12 protein-coding genes are annotated in these 14,291 nt (G+C 53.9%); 10 read left to right on the top strand and 2 right to left on the bottom strand.

Annotation, left to right across the window (positions count from 1 at the left end; translation table 11 throughout):
* Window positions 1–136 precede the first annotated feature (136 nt).
* The gene (gene yeiP, locus LZP96_RS13950) at window positions 137–709 is read left to right on the top strand and encodes an elongation factor P-like protein YeiP (RefSeq protein ID WP_064326771.1); all 573 of its coding nucleotides are present in this window, start codon (window positions 137–139) and stop codon (window positions 707–709) included.
* A gap of 102 nt (window positions 710–811) precedes the next feature.
* Here yeiP and uxuA read toward each other — a convergent pair whose 3' ends face one another.
* Complete coding sequence (gene uxuA / locus LZP96_RS13955; RefSeq protein ID WP_258926102.1) at window positions 812–2,002, bottom strand: mannonate dehydratase; 1,191 nt, start codon at window positions 2,000–2,002, stop codon at window positions 812–814.
* Between the two features lie 204 nt (window positions 2,003–2,206).
* On the opposite strand from uxuA, the gene LZP96_RS13960 reads away from it, so the two are divergent.
* From LZP96_RS13960 to yejF, 9 genes are all read left to right on the top strand, one after another.
* Window positions 2,207–3,673, top strand: coding sequence for a mannitol dehydrogenase family protein (locus LZP96_RS13960; RefSeq protein ID WP_258926103.1), 1,467 nt, complete (start codon window positions 2,207–2,209; stop codon window positions 3,671–3,673).
* Window positions 3,674–3,795: 122 nt separating this feature from the next.
* Complete coding sequence (locus LZP96_RS13965; RefSeq protein WP_258926104.1) at window positions 3,796–4,782, top strand: CobW family GTP-binding protein; 987 nt, start codon at window positions 3,796–3,798, stop codon at window positions 4,780–4,782.
* A 31-nt stretch (window positions 4,783–4,813) separates the two neighbouring features.
* Complete coding sequence (locus LZP96_RS13970) at window positions 4,814–5,530, top strand: phosphatase PAP2 family protein (protein ID WP_258926105.1); 717 nt, start codon at window positions 4,814–4,816, stop codon at window positions 5,528–5,530.
* A gap of 412 nt (window positions 5,531–5,942) precedes the next feature.
* Window positions 5,943–6,512: a bifunctional murein DD-endopeptidase/murein LD-carboxypeptidase gene (gene mepS, locus LZP96_RS13975; RefSeq protein WP_064326775.1), complete on the top strand. Its 570-nt coding sequence runs from the start codon at window positions 5,943–5,945 to the stop codon at window positions 6,510–6,512.
* A gap of 189 nt (window positions 6,513–6,701) precedes the next feature.
* Window positions 6,702–8,258, top strand: coding sequence for a cyclic di-3',5'-guanosine monophosphate phosphodiesterase PdeN (pdeN, locus tag LZP96_RS13980; protein ID WP_258926134.1), 1,557 nt, complete (start codon window positions 6,702–6,704; stop codon window positions 8,256–8,258).
* A gap of 86 nt (window positions 8,259–8,344) precedes the next feature.
* Window positions 8,345–10,150: an extracellular solute-binding protein gene (locus tag LZP96_RS13985; RefSeq protein ID WP_258926106.1), complete on the top strand. Its 1,806-nt coding sequence runs from the start codon at window positions 8,345–8,347 to the stop codon at window positions 10,148–10,150.
* A gap of 9 nt (window positions 10,151–10,159) precedes the next feature.
* Complete coding sequence (locus tag LZP96_RS13990) at window positions 10,160–11,254, top strand: microcin C ABC transporter permease YejB (RefSeq protein WP_064326778.1); 1,095 nt, start codon at window positions 10,160–10,162, stop codon at window positions 11,252–11,254.
* Window positions 11,254–12,279, top strand: coding sequence for an ABC transporter permease (locus tag LZP96_RS13995; RefSeq protein ID WP_064326779.1), 1,026 nt, complete (start codon window positions 11,254–11,256; stop codon window positions 12,277–12,279). The genes LZP96_RS13990 and LZP96_RS13995 overlap by 1 nt, the downstream gene beginning before the upstream one ends.
* A gap of 1 nt (window position 12,280) precedes the next feature.
* On the top strand, window positions 12,281–13,870 hold the full coding sequence (yejF, locus tag LZP96_RS14000; RefSeq protein WP_258926107.1) for a microcin C ABC transporter ATP-binding protein YejF: 1,590 nt from the start codon (window positions 12,281–12,283) through the stop codon (window positions 13,868–13,870).
* A gap of 2 nt (window positions 13,871–13,872) precedes the next feature.
* Here yejF and LZP96_RS14005 read toward each other — a convergent pair whose 3' ends face one another.
* Window positions 13,873–14,217: a YejG family protein gene (locus tag LZP96_RS14005; protein WP_064326781.1), complete on the bottom strand. Its 345-nt coding sequence runs from the start codon at window positions 14,215–14,217 to the stop codon at window positions 13,873–13,875.
* Between the last annotated feature and the right edge of the window lie 74 nt (window positions 14,218–14,291).

The raw sequence follows: 14,291 nt of genomic DNA on the forward strand, positions 1-14,291 counted from the left end.
TGCAGTCGGGCATTTGGCGCACAGTAACACCTTTTGTGTATTGATAGCAAAAGCCACTAATTCCGCTTGCCTGAAAGGCCGCGCGCGAGTAATTTGGCGCGATATTTTTTACCTCCTCGTAAACAGGATTATTGCAATGCCAAGAGCGAACGAAATTAAGAAAGGTATGGTACTGAACTACAACGGCAAGCTGCTGATTGTCAAAGATATCGACGTTCAGTCCCCGAGCGCCCGTGGCGCTGCGACGCTGTACAAAATGCGCTTTGCGGATGTACGTACCGGCCTGAAGGTGGAAGAACGTTTCAAGGGCGATGATATCGTCGATACCGTGACCCTGACGCGTCGTTTCGTTGATTTCTCTTATATTGACGGCAACGAATACGTTTTCATGGATAAAGAAGACTACACCCCTTACATCTTTACCAAAGACCAGATCGAAGAAGAATTGCAATTCATTCCAGAAGGCGGAATGCCGGACATGCAGGTCTTAACCTGGGATGGTCAGCTGTTAGCCCTGGAACTGCCGCAGACCGTTGATCTGGAGATTGTCGAAACGTCACCGGGTATTAAAGGCGCGTCCGCAAGTGCCCGCAACAAACCTGCTACGCTTACGACCGGTCTGGTTGTACTGGTGCCGGAATATCTGTCTGCTGGCGAAAAAATCCGTATTCATATTGAAGAAAAACGCTATATGGGTCGCGCGGACTGATTCTCTTTTAATCGGGGCTTACCCGGTTTAAACGTAAAAAACCGGCTCAATGGCCGGTTTTTTTATGGGCCCGGTCAGCGTTACGCGACCGGCCAGGCGAGCTTACAGCAGCTCGGGATATTTGGTCATTTTCAGCGCCAGCTCTACGCCGCGCACTTCTGCCATCCCTTTCAGACGACCAATTGCCGAATAACCGGGGTTGGTTTTCTTACGCAAATCATCCAGCATTTGATGCCCGTGGTCAGGACGGAACGGGATCGCGCGGCTGTCCCCGGCCTGCTTGCGACGCTGTTCTTCTTTCAGAATCGCGTCCACCACGGCCACCATGTTGACGTCCCCCCCAAGGTGAGCCGCCTCATGGAAGGTTTTTGGATTTCCTTCACGGCAGGTCGCACGCAGATGGGTGAAGTGAATACGATCGCCGAACGTTTCAATCATGCGGACCAGGTCGTTATCTTCACGCACCCCGTAAGAGCCTGTGCACATGGTAAAGCCATTATTGATGCTATCCACGGTCTCTTTCAGCCACTGCATATCTTCAATGGTCGATACGATACGCGGCAGGCCCAGAATTGGGCGCGGTGGATCGTCAGGATGGACGGCCAGGCGCAATCCGCAGGCCTCGGCAACCGGCACGATGGCGCGCAGGAAATAGGCCATATTTTCGCGAAGCTGATCTTTATCGATGTCGCCGTATTCCGCCAGACGGGCACGGAACTGATCCAGGGTATAGCCCTCTTCGGCTCCCGGCAAACCGGCGATAATGTTACGCGTCAGTTTTTCGATATCGGCTTCGCTGGCGTCGTTAAACCATTTCTTCGCCTGCTGCTGCTCTTCAGACGTATAATCCGCCCCGGCACCCGGCCGCTTCAGAATATGCAGTTCAAATGCCGCAAAGGCGATTTGGTCAAATCGCAGCGCCTTTGAGCCGTCCGGCAACGTGTACTCAAGATCGGTACGCGTCCAGTCGAGAATAGGCATAAAGTTGTAGCAGACGGTATCAATACCACAGCTGCCAAGATTACGAATGCTTTGCTGATAGTTGGCAATCCAGGTGTCGTATTCACCGCTATGCGTCTTGATATCTTCGTGGACAGGAATGCTCTCCACGACAGACCAGGTCAGCCCTTTTTCCGCCAGCAACGCCTGGCGTTTTTTAATCTCTTCAACCGGCCAGACCTGACCGTTAGGAATATGGTGCAGTGCCGTCACAACACCCGTCGCGCCAGCCTGACGCACATCATCAAGAGAAACCGGATCGTTCGGCCCGTACCAACGCCAGGTTTGTTCCATTGCAACACCTCACAAGTTGTTATACCAAAATTGGTTGACGCAATGACGACTACCATACATGTTTCGTTATACCGGTCAATCCGCGCCGCCACATTGATTGATCGAACTCACAGAATCTGGATATTTACGGCTTACCAATTCTCTTTGTTGTCATATAACTTTACACTGGCATTGTTAATTAATGGTTAATCAGGTGTGTATTTCATGAAGACTGTAGCCTCTGTTTCGCTCCCCTTGCACGTTCAGCAACCGCAGTACGATCGTAACGCGCTGCGCTCCCGCATCGTTCATTTTGGCTTCGGGGCGTTTCATCGTGCCCATCAGGCGCTTTTAACCGATCGCGTGTTGAATGCCAAAGGCGGAGACTGGGGCATTTGTGAGATTAGCCTGTTTAGCGGCGACACGTTAATGAGCCAGCTTCGCGCGCAGGATCATCTCTATACCGTGCTTGAGAAAGGAGCTGAGGGAAATCAGCCGATCGTCATTGGCGCGGTTCATGAATGTCTGAATGCGAAGCTCGATTCCCTGGCAGCCATTATTGAGAAATTCTGCGAGCCACAGGTCGCCATTGTGTCGCTGACCATCACCGAAAAAGGCTACTGCATTGATCCTGCGACGGGCAAGCTGGACACGCAAAACCCGCGCATCGTTCACGACCTGGAAAACCCGCAGGAACCGCATTCAGCACCCGGTATCCTGGTCGAGGCCCTGCATCGCCGTCGCGAGCGCGGTCTGCAGCCCTTCACCGTGTTGTCCTGCGATAACATTCCTGATAACGGTCATGTGGTAAAAAACGCGGTTCTCGGCATGGCTCAGAAGCGTTCACCTGAGCTTGCCGAATGGATCGCTGAACAGGTGAGCTTCCCGGGGACCATGGTCGATCGTATCGTACCGGCAGCAACCGAAGAATCGCTGGCCGAGATCGCCCGTGAGCTGGGCGTTGAAGATCCCTGCGCCATCAGCTGTGAGCCTTTTATTCAGTGGGTGGTAGAAGATAATTTTGTCGCCGGACGCCCGGAGTGGGAACTCGCCGGGGTGCAAATGGTGCAGGACGTGCTCCCATGGGAGCAGATGAAACTGCGCATGCTCAACGGCAGTCACTCGTTTCTGACCTATCTGGGCTATCTTGCCGGGTACGCCCACATCAATGAATGCATGGAAGATGACGCCTTTCGGGACGCAGCCCGCCGCCTGATGCTTGACGAGCAGGCGCCGACATTACGCATCACCGGGGTGGATCTCACCGACTACGCCGACAGCCTGATTGCGCGATTTGCCAATCCGGCCTTGCAGCATCGCACCTGGCAGATTGCGATGGACGGTAGCCAGAAGCTTCCGCAGCGGATGCTGGAAGGGATTCGCGTCCTGATCCAGCGGGAGAGCCGCTGGCCGCTACTGGCGCTGGGTATCGCCGGATGGATGCGCTACGTGAGCGGCGTGGACGAGCGCGGCAATTCTATTGACGTGCGCGATCCGCTGAGCGACAAAATTCGGTCACTGGTTGAGAGCAGCAGCGATGCGGAACGTGTGAGCGCCCTGCTGACGCTGTCCGAGATTTTTGGCATCGACCTGCCAAATAACCCCTCCTTTGTGGCAGCGGTGAGCGACGCGTATCGTCGTATCGCCGAGGATGGCGCGCGTCAGGCCGTTATCGACACGCTCGCGCATTAACATTTTTTGCCTTAAAGGCGAACGGAGGCCTTTTCCGTTCGCTTTCCCCTTCTCATCGCTGTCATTTTCGACCAGGATTACGCATCATTGTAACAGTATGATCATCGTGTCCTGGAGTAGATGTGACCAAAACCAATCTGGTAACGGGTTTTCTCGGCAGCGGAAAAACCACCTCAATTCTTCACCTGTTAGCCAATAAAGATCCCGCCGAAAAATGGGCCGTGCTGGTCAATGAATTCGGTGAAGTGGGCATTGACGGGGCTTTACTGGCCGACAGCGGCGCGCTGGTAAAAGAGATCCCGGGAGGCTGCATGTGCTGCGTGAATGGTTTACCCATGCAGGTGGGGCTGAATACGCTGCTGCGCCAGGGTAAACCGGACCGCTTGATCATTGAACCGACCGGGTTAGGCCATCCGAAACAGATCCTCGACCTGCTGACCGCCCCGGTTTATGAACCCTGGATTGACCTGCAGGCCACGCTGTGTGTTCTGGATCCTCGCCAGCTCCTGGATGAGAAAGCCGTGCAAAACGATAATTTCCGCGATCAGTTGGCCTGCGCCGATATTATCGTTGCCAATAAAGAGGACCGGGCCACGCCGGAAAGCCGTGCGGCACTGGATACCTGGTGGCAGCATTTCGGCGGCAACCGCACCCTTATTCACGCCACGCAGGGCAAGATTGACAGCGCACTGCTCGATCTCCCCAGACTGAACACCGCCGAACTGCCTGCCAGTGAAGCGCACTCCCACGCCCACGCGACGAAAAAAGGGCTGGCGGCACTGAGCCTGCCTGAGCAACAGCGCTGGCGTCGAAACCTGAACCACGGTCAGGGACACCAGGCATGCGGCTGGATCTTTGATGCCGATACGCGGTTTGACACCATAGGGATCCTTGAGTGGGCGCGACTGGCCCCCGTCGAGCGCGTTAAAGGTATTATGCGCACCGCAGATGGCCTGGTGAGGATTAATCGACAGGGAACGGATTTTTTCATTGAAACGCAAAACGTTGCGCCGCCGGATAGCCGAATTGAGTTAATTAGTGCGGTTAACCCGGACTGGAATGCCCTTCAGGCTAGTTTGTTGAAGCTTCGTTTAAGTTCGGACGACTAACGTTTCCGTCGAATACATTACCGACATGATGATGATGAAAAGACTTCCCCTGATTTTACTGCTGAACGCGCTTGGCGTGGCTCTCTTTCTCTCCTGGTATCTGCCGCTAAACCATGGTTTCTGGTTCCCGCTGGATTCCGGGCTTTTCCACTTCTTTAACCAGGAGCTGGTAAAAAGTCGCGCCTTCCTGTGGCTGGTTGCGCTGACGAATAACCGCGCCTTTGACGGCATTTCTTTGCTGGCTATGGGCTGCCTGATGCTCTCCTTCTGGCGCAAAGCCGATGCAGAAGGGCGTCGGCGAATCATCATGATTGGCCTGGTGATGTTGCTGACCGCCGTCGTGATTAACCAGCTTGCGCAGGGATTGATGCCGGTAAAACGCGCCAGCCCGTCGCTCTCCTTCCCGGATATTTATCGCGTCAGTGAATTGCTGCATATTCCCACTAAAGACGCGTCGAAGGACAGTTTCCCGGGCGATCATGGGATGATGCTGCTCATTTTCTCGGGCTTTATGCTGCGTTATTTCGGTAAGAAAGCCTTCGTCATCGCCCTTATTATCGTTGTGGTCTTCGCCTTCCCGCGTGTCATGATCGGCGCGCACTGGTTGACGGATATTGTCATCGGCTCGCTTTCCGCTGTGCTGATTGGCCTGCCGTGGATGTTGTTGACGCCGTTAAGCGATCGTCTGGTTGATCTCTTTTGTTGCTATTTACCCGGTGGACGCAACAAAATTAAAACAAATAAATAACCTTAATCCGCGCCATTCATCAGGGATCGTTTTCGATCCCTGATTATTTCCTCGCCCACCTACGCACTATTTGTCATCCTTTTGTCACATTATTCATTATAAAAATGAATACGTTGCACGGTTTTTAACCTAAACTGGCGAGATTTTGCGCATTGCCACGCATTCACTTTCTCTATCACAATTTCTTATAAAAAAACGTTTCTTTTTGCTCGCATTGCCCAAAGCAATCGGTTAATCTCGAACACGTTTTGCCTCACAGAGATAATTTTCCGCGTGTTGAATAAAATTGTGCGTTAAACCACAGATTTGACCATAAAGAATTGTCTCAAAGTGCGCAGGTAATTAGTCTCGTCACGTTTGGCATTTTTATAACGATATTTATCGTTAAGGACTTCAAGGGAAAATAATCAACATGGTCAAATCTCAACCGATTTTGAGATATATCTTGCGGGGCATCCCGGCGATTGCAGTGGCGGTCCTGCTTTCAGCATGTAGTACAACGAACACCGCAAAGAATATGCATCCTGAGACGCGTGTTGTGGGCATGGAAGATGCCTCGTCACTGCAAGCTTCTCAGGATGAATTTGAAAGTATGGTACGTAATCTGGACGTGAAGTCCCGTATTATGGACCAGTATGCTGACTGGAAAGGCGTGCGCTATCGTCTGGGCGGCAGCACCAAAAAAGGTATCGATTGTTCCGGTTTCGTCCAGCGGACCTTCCGTGAGCAATTTGGATTAGATCTTCCGCGTTCAACTTACGAACAGCAGGAAATGGGCAAGTCAATCTCCCGCACGAAGCTGCGCACCGGTGACTTAGTTCTGTTCCGTGCAGGTTCAACCGGACGCCATGTGGGGATCTATATTGGTAACGACCAGTTTGTCCATGCTTCCACCAGCAGCGGTGTGACCATCTCCAGCATGAACGAGCCCTACTGGAAGAAGCGCTATAACGAAGCGCGTCGTGTACTGAGCCGCAGTTAATCTATTATATTGTCGGTTATCCCTTGGCTGACAATGTAATAAAACAAAGCACTGCTTCGGCAGTGTTTTTTTTTGCCTTCTGGTCTAAGAAGTCATCGTGTCTCAGTCATAATTCCGACTACAGTCATATGACGATGTCAGTTAAGCCGTGAAAAGCGTCCCCACGGCAGTTCAGGAACAATGACGTATATGTTCACCCGCTACTTTTCCAGCAACCGCAAATTACTGACAGGCAGCATCCTGGCAGGTGTTTTAATCGCCCTGCTCTGCGGCTCACTGCAATTTTTCTGGAGCTACCATAAGCGGGAAGCCAAGCTAGATACCCTGATGTCCGACCTGCACGTCTATATGGAAAGCTACTTTGACGAGCTTAAAACGTCCATTGATGCCCTCCAGCCGCTGACGCTCGGCCAGTGTGATGACGTTAGCGCTAAACTGACCTCCAGTGCCGCCTTCAGCATCAACGTGCGGGCATTTGTATTGGTCAGGGACAACATCGCGTTTTGTTCTTCGGCCACGGGGGCGATGAACAGCGCTATTAATGACTTGATCCCTGAGCTGAATATCCAAAAAAACATTGACGTTGAGCTGCTCTCCGGGACCCCGATGCTGCCGAATCGCCCTGCAATTGCCATCTGGTACCGAAACCCCCTTATTCGTGACGGCGGCGTATTCACCTCGATCAATATTAATCTGACGCCCTATTTGCTTTATACGGAACGTCAGAATGACTTTACCGGCATTGCCATTGTAATAGGCGATAAAGCGCTGACAACGATGTCATCCCGCTTATTCAATACCCGCGACCTGCGTGAGATCCCGACCCGTACCGCCACGCTTAACGGTGTTCCGCTTAAAATCAATCTTTACGCGCAACAATGGACGCCCGGAGAGCTCTTTTTTGCGCTCTTGTTTGGTCTGGTATGCGGGATTGCTGCCGGCACGCTGATCTATTACCTACTGACGGTGCGCCTGAATCCTGGTAAGGAGATCCTTGCCGCCATTAAACGCGGGCAGTTCTACGTGGTTTATCAGCCCGTCGTGGACGCCGGGCAGCTCAAAATGAGCGGGGCTGAAGTCTTGATGCGCTGGCGACATCCCACCATGGGCGAAATCCCTCCGGATGCCTTCATCAGCTTTGCCGAAGCGCAAAAGTTAATTGTTCCGCTGACGCTGCATCTTTTTGATTTGATTATCCGTGATGCGCCCTTGCTGCAAACCGTGTTACCCCCTGGCGCTAAGTTTGGCATTAATATCGCGCCAGGCCATTTACATGCGGACTCGTTTAAAGAGGATATGCGCCGCTTCAAGGCCTCCTTACCCCCCGATCGCTTCCAGGTCGTGCTGGAGATAACCGAACGTGACATGATTAATCAGCGTGAAGCGCGCTCATTGTTTGAGTGGCTCCACCATGAAGGGTTTGAAATTGCAATTGACGATTTTGGCACCGGGCACAGTGCGTTGATTTATCTTGAGCGGTTTACCATGGATTACCTGAAAATCGACCGGGGATTCGTCAATGCTATCGGAACCGAAACCGTGACCTCGCCGGTGCTGGACGCTGTGCTAACGCTTGCCAGACGGTTGAATATGGTCACCGTCGCGGAAGGCGTAGAAACACCTGAACAGGCTGCATGGTTACGCGAGCATGGGGTGAATTACCTGCAAGGATACTGGATTAGTCGTCCCATGCCGTTGCCGGACTTTATACAGTGGCAGCCTGATTTCGTTAAGGACAGTGAATAATTTCACATTGACGGCTTCGTCACTTATTATTCAGCTTGATAAAGCGCTCACGCCGGGTGAGTCAGAATAAAAGGAATACGCTGCGAATGTTAATGCGCTTCGTTTTATCGCTGCTGACGCTGTTCAGCCTGACCTGCCAGGCGCAAGCCATCAAAGAAAGCTACGCGTTTGCGGTACTGGGTGAGCCAAAGTATGCGGCCCACTTTACCCACTTTGATTATGTTAATCCTGCCGCGCCGAAAGGCGGCAGCGTCACGCTCTCCTCGCTGGGCACCTTCGATAACTTCAACCGATATGCGCTGCGCGGTGTGCCGGCACAGCGCACTGATGCCCTCTACGACAGCCTGTTTGTGACCTCTGATGATGAACCCGGAAGCTATTACCCGCTGGTCGCCGAGATGGCGCGTTATGCGACTGATTTTTCCTGGGCTGAGGTCACCCTGAATCCAAAAGCCCGTTTTCACGATGGCACGCCTGTTAAAGCCAGCGATGTGGCGTTTACCTTTCAAAAATTTATGACCGAAGGGGTGCCGCAGTTTCGCGTGGTGTTTAAGGGAACGACGATTAAAGCCATCGCGCCGCTCACCGTCCGCATAGAACTGGCTAAGCCCAGCAAAGAAGATATGCTGAGCCTCTTTTCGCTCCCGGTGATGCCAGAATCCTTCTGGAAAGATCATAAGCTCAGCGACCCTTTATCCACCCCGCCGCTGGCGGGCGGCCCCTACCGCATCACACGCTGGCGCATGGGGCAATATGTCATCTATTCCCGCGTGAAAGATTACTGGGCAGCCGATTTACCGGTGAACCGCGGGCGCTGGAACTTTGATACGCTGCGCTACGATTACTATCTCGACGATAACGTTGCTTTCGAAGCCTTCAAAGCCGGTGCGTTTGATTTTCGCCAGGAGGTCAGCGCAAAGAACTGGGCCACGCGCTATATCGGTAAAAACTTTGACCGTCACTATATTGTGAAAGAGGCGCAACCGAACACCTCCGCGCAGGACACGCGCTGGCTGGCGTTCAACATTCAGCGCCCGTTCTTTGCCGACAGGCGAGTTCGTCAGGCCATTACGCTCGCCTTTGATTTTGACTGGATGAACAAAGCGCTCTTTTACGGGGCGTACAGCCGAACCAGCAGCTATTTTCAGAACACCGAATATGCAGCACGTCACTACCCTGACGCAGCAGAGTTGATCCTGCTCGCCCCCTTAAAAGCAGAGGTACCACCTGAAGCCTTCACCACCATTTTTGAGCCCCCAGCCTCACGGGCAGATGGTTACGACCGCGAGAATCTGCTGAAAGCCAGTAAACTGCTCGATGAGGCAGGCTGGGTATTGAAAAATCAACAGCGCGTGAATGCGCAAACCGGCAAGCCGCTCAGATTTGAGCTTCTTCTCGCCTCCGGCGGCAATAATCAGTGGGTGCTGCCGTTCCAGCATAATCTTGAACGGCTCGGCGTGAAGATGGATATCCGACAAATTGATACGGCACAGATTACTAACCGCCTGCGCAAGCGGGATTACGACATGATGCCCACGCTGTGGCAGGCTCAGCCGTGGCCAAGCAGCAGTTTGCAGATATCCTGGGCCTCGGAATACATTAACTCCTCCTATAATGCCCCGGGCGTCTCAAGCCCCGTCCTCGACACGCTGATTGCCAAAATCATCGCGGCACAAGGGGACAAACAAAAGCTGCTGCCTCTGGGTCGCGTGCTCGATCGGGTGTTAACCTGGAACTATTACATGCTCCCCATGTGGTTCATGGGTGAAGATCGCCTCGCATACTGGGATAAATTCTCCCAGCCGGCGGTTCGCCCGGTCTATTCGATAGGTTTTGATAACTGGTGGTATGACGTTAATAAAGCCGCAAAACTGCCCGCTGAGCGGCGGTAGGGAATCTCAATGGGTGCTTACTTAATACGACGCTTGTTGCTGATTATCCCGACGCTGTGGGCCATCATCACCATTAATTTTTTCATTGTGCAGATTGCCCCCGGTGGCCCGGTCGATCAGGCTATCGCCGCCATTGAGTTTGGGCACAGCAGCGGCTTGCCCGGCAGCGGAAACGACGGGCTACGCGCCAGCCATGCCAGGACCGGCACCGACAATATCAGCGACAGTAACTACCGTGGCGGGCGCGGGCTCGACCCGGAAGTGATCGCAGAAATCACCCAGCGTTATGGCTTTGATAAACCGCTCCATGAGCGCTATTTCACTATGCTGTGGAATTATATCCGCTTCGATTTTGGCGACAGCCTGTTTCGCAGCGCCTCGGTGCTGCAACTGATCAAAGACAGCCTGCCGGTGTCCATAACGTTAGGCTTGTGGGGGACGCTGATTATCTATCTGGTATCCATTCCCCTCGGCATTCGCAAGGCGATCTACAACGGCAGCCGGTTCGATATCTGGAGCAGTACGTTTATCATCGTGGGCTATGCGATCCCCGCCTTTTTATTCGCCGTATTACTGATTGTCTTTTTTGCGGGAGGCAGCTATTTCGATCTTTTCCCGCTACGGGGCCTGGTGTCGACCGACTTCAGCACCCTGCCGTGGTATAAAAAAATAACGGATTACCTCTGGCACATAACCCTGCCCGTTTTGGCTACGGTGATTGGTGGGTTTGCCGCCCTGACCATGCTTACGAAAAACGCCTTCCTGGATGAGATCCGCAAGCAGTACGTGGTTACGGCGCGGGCAAAAGGGGTAAGCGAAAAACAGATCATGTGGAAACACGTTTTTCGCAACGCCATGCTGCTGGTGATCGCCGGATTTCCGGCCACCTTTATCAGCATGTTTTTCACCGGCTCACTGCTGATTGAGGTGATGTTCTCCTTAAACGGACTGGGACTGCTGGGGTATGAAGCCACCGTCTCGCGCGATTATCCGGTGATGTTTGGCACATTGTATATTTTCACGTTGATTGGCCTGCTGCTGAATATCATTAGCGATATTAGCTACACGCTGGTCGACCCTCGTATTGATTTTGAGGGCCGCTAATGTCGCGTTTTAGCCCCGTTAACCAGGCCCGCTGGGCCCGCTTTCGTCACAACCGTCGTGGATACTGGTCGTTGTGGATTTTTACCGTGCTGTTTGTCCTCAGCCTGTTTTCCGAACTGATCGCCAACGACAAACCGCTGCTGGTGCATTTTAACGATCGCTGGTACACCCCGGTCCTGACGAATTACAGCGAAAGCGATTTCGGCGGGCCATTCGCCACCCCCGCGGATTACCAGGACCCCTGGCTGCGCGCGCAGATCGATCGCCATGGCTGGGCACTGTGGGCTCCGATTCGCTTTGGGGCAAACAGCATTAACTTTGCCACGACCACCCCGTTCCCTTCCCCGCCGTCCACGCAAAACTGGCTGGGAACCGACGCCAATGGCGGTGATGTGCTGGCCCGCATTCTTTACGGCACGCGAATCTCCATTCTGTTCGGCCTGCTCCTTACCCTTTTTTCCAGCGTGATGGGCGTGGTGGCAGGTGCAGTTCAGGGGTATTACGGTGGGCGTATCGATCTCTGGGGGCAGCGCGTTATCGAGGTCTGGTCAGGGATGCCGACGCTCTTTTTGATCATCCTGCTTTCAAGCGTAGTGCAGCCTGGTTTTTGGTGGTTGCTGGGGATTACGGTGCTGTTTGGCTGGATGGCGCTGGTGGGCGTCGTACGGGCCGAGTTTTTACGGACGCGTAATTTCGACTACATCCGCGCCGCGCAGGTGCTGGGCGTAAGCGATCGCAGCATTATCTTCCGCCATATGCTGCCCAACGCCGTGGTCGCCACGCTGACGTTTCTGCCCTTTATTCTCTGCAGCTCCATTACGACCCTCACCTCGCTCGATTTTCTCGGCTTTGGTCTGCCGCTGGGCTCCCCTTCCCTCGGGGAGTTACTGTTGCAAGGAAAGAACAACCTTCAGGCCCCCTGGTTAGGCATTACGGCCTTCCTTTCCGTAGCCGTGCTGCTCTCCCTGCTGATTTTCATTGGCGAAGCGGTACGCGATGCCTTCGACCCCAATAAGGCGATATAAGATGACTCAGCCGCTTCTGCATATTGATAATTTGTCCATCCGCTTCACGCAGCAAGGTGAATCCCGTGAAGTGGTCAGTGGATTGTCGCTGAAGATTGAGGCAGGTGAAACGCTGGCGCTCGTCGGCGAGTCGGGGTCAGGTAAAAGCGTCTCTGCGCTTTCCATCCTGCGACTGCTGCCCGCCCCGCCCGTCGTCTACCCGCAGGGCGATATTTTATTCCACGGACAGTCGTTGCTGCATGCGGACGAGCAAACGCTGCGCGGCGTTCGCGGAAACAAAATCGCCATGATTTTTCAGGAACCGATGGTGTCGTTGAATCCGCTGCATACGCTGGAAAAACAGCTGTATGAAGTGCTTTCTCTGCACCGGGGCATGCGCAAAGAAGCCGCACGCGGCGTAATGCTGGATTGCCTGGACCGCACCGGGATCCGTAATGCGGCAAAACGCCTGTCGGACTTCCCGCATCAGCTGTCCGGCGGAGAACGTCAGCGCGTGATGATTGCGATGGCGCTCCTGACGCGCCCCGAACTGCTGATTGCCGATGAGCCAACCACCGCGCTGGATGTCACCGTTCAGGCGCAGATCCTGCAGCTTCTCCGCGAGCTGCGCGATGAGCTGAACATGAGCCTGCTGTTCATTACCCATAACCTGAGTATCGTGAAAAAGCTGGCTGATAACGTGGCGGTGATGCAGAACGGGCATTGCGTGGAGCAAAACAGCACAAGCGCCCTGTTCAGCGCACCTAAGCACCCTTACACGCAGCGGCTGCTGAACAGTGAGCCTTCGGGCGATCCTGTACCGCTCACCCCGGGCAGCGCCCCGTTGCTGAGCGTTGAAAACCTCTCGGTCGCGTTTCCCGTTCGCAAGGGCATTCTTCGCCGGGTTGTCGCAAAGAATACGGTCCTGAAAGCGATCGGTTTTACCCTGCGCCCCGGCGAAGCGCTGGGGCTGGTGGGAGAATCGGGATCGGGAAAAAGCACCACGGGGCTTGCGCTGTTACGCCTGATCGCGTCACAGGGCTCAATACTGTTCGACGGCCAGCCGTTGCATCTCTGGAATCGTCGTCAGATGCTTCCCGTGCGCCCGCGTATGCAGGTGGTTTTCCAGGATCCCAACTCCGCGCTCAACCCCCGGCTGAGCGTACTGCAAATCATTGAGGAAGGCTTACGCGTCCATCGACCCGACCTTCGCGCCACCCAGCGTGAAGAAGAAGTGATCAACGCCATGCAGGAAGTGGGACTGGATCCCGAAACGCGCCACCGTTATCCGGCGTCGTTTTCCGGCGGCCAGCGTCAGCGTATCGCGATCGCCCGCGCGCTGATCCTGAAACCGGAACTGATTATTCTGGATGAACCCACCTCTTCGCTCGACAGAACGGTCCAGGCACAGATCCTGGCCTTACTGAAAGGATTGCAGGAAAAGCACCGGCTGGCCTATATTTTTATCAGCCACGATCTTGAGGTGGTTCGTGCGTTGTGTCATCAGGTGATCGTGCTGCGTCAGGGGGAAGTGGTTGAGCAGGGAGAGTGTCAGCGCGTCTTTACCGCACCCGCAGAGGACTACACGCGCCAGCTACTGGCACTGCGCTGACTTCAGAAAGGATACTGCCCGGAGAAGGGCTCAGCGATAGCAACGCCGAAATTTTTCAGACGGCAGGTTGCGGCAAATTCATCCTGGCTGTTGACGAATAAACACGGCTCGCCTTCACACTCCAGAACGGAGCTGACCACTTCAATATCGGTTAACGCCTGGCTCAGACGCTCCATCACCGGCCACGCGTTCTCATCGTCCGGGCTTAATAACTTCAGCGCGACCAGTGAGTTTTCGCCGTTCGTGCCACTTTGCGGAATCGGTTCAACCTTCGAACCTGCAAAGCCCGCAGACCAGCGATAACACTGCGGTAAGCGATGGACGATGGAGAGTTGTAATGTATTCACGTTCGTTCCCCGGAAGCAAAATTTACTTCACAATTTATTTACATTTATAGTAACACATCATGGCCAGCCTGCCC

The sequence above is a fragment of the Huaxiibacter chinensis genome (assembly GCF_022171985.1).
GTDB lineage: Bacteria > Pseudomonadota > Gammaproteobacteria > Enterobacterales > Enterobacteriaceae > Enterobacter > Enterobacter chinensis_A.

Bases quoted from the DNA above. Each gene is read 5' to 3' on its own strand.
- LZP96_RS13990 (WP_064326778.1), top strand. From the start codon at position 10,160: ATGGGTGCTTACTTAATACGACGCTTGTTGCTGATTATCCCGACGCTG.
- uxuA (WP_258926102.1), bottom strand. From the start codon at position 2,002: ATGGAACAAACCTGGCGTTGGTACGGGCCGAACGATCCGGTTTCTCTT.
- yejF (WP_258926107.1), top strand. From the start codon at position 12,281: ATGACTCAGCCGCTTCTGCATATTGATAATTTGTCCATCCGCTTCACG.
- mepS (WP_064326775.1), top strand. From the start codon at position 5,943: ATGGTCAAATCTCAACCGATTTTGAGATATATCTTGCGGGGCATCCCG.
- LZP96_RS13995 (WP_064326779.1), top strand. From the start codon at position 11,254: ATGTCGCGTTTTAGCCCCGTTAACCAGGCCCGCTGGGCCCGCTTTCGT.
- LZP96_RS13970 (WP_258926105.1), top strand. From the start codon at position 4,814: ATGATGAAAAGACTTCCCCTGATTTTACTGCTGAACGCGCTTGGCGTG.
- LZP96_RS13985 (WP_258926106.1), top strand. From the start codon at position 8,345: ATGTTAATGCGCTTCGTTTTATCGCTGCTGACGCTGTTCAGCCTGACC.
- pdeN (WP_258926134.1), top strand. From the start codon at position 6,702: ATGTTCACCCGCTACTTTTCCAGCAACCGCAAATTACTGACAGGCAGC.
- yeiP (WP_064326771.1), top strand. From the start codon at position 137: ATGCCAAGAGCGAACGAAATTAAGAAAGGTATGGTACTGAACTACAAC.
- LZP96_RS13960 (WP_258926103.1), top strand. From the start codon at position 2,207: ATGAAGACTGTAGCCTCTGTTTCGCTCCCCTTGCACGTTCAGCAACCG.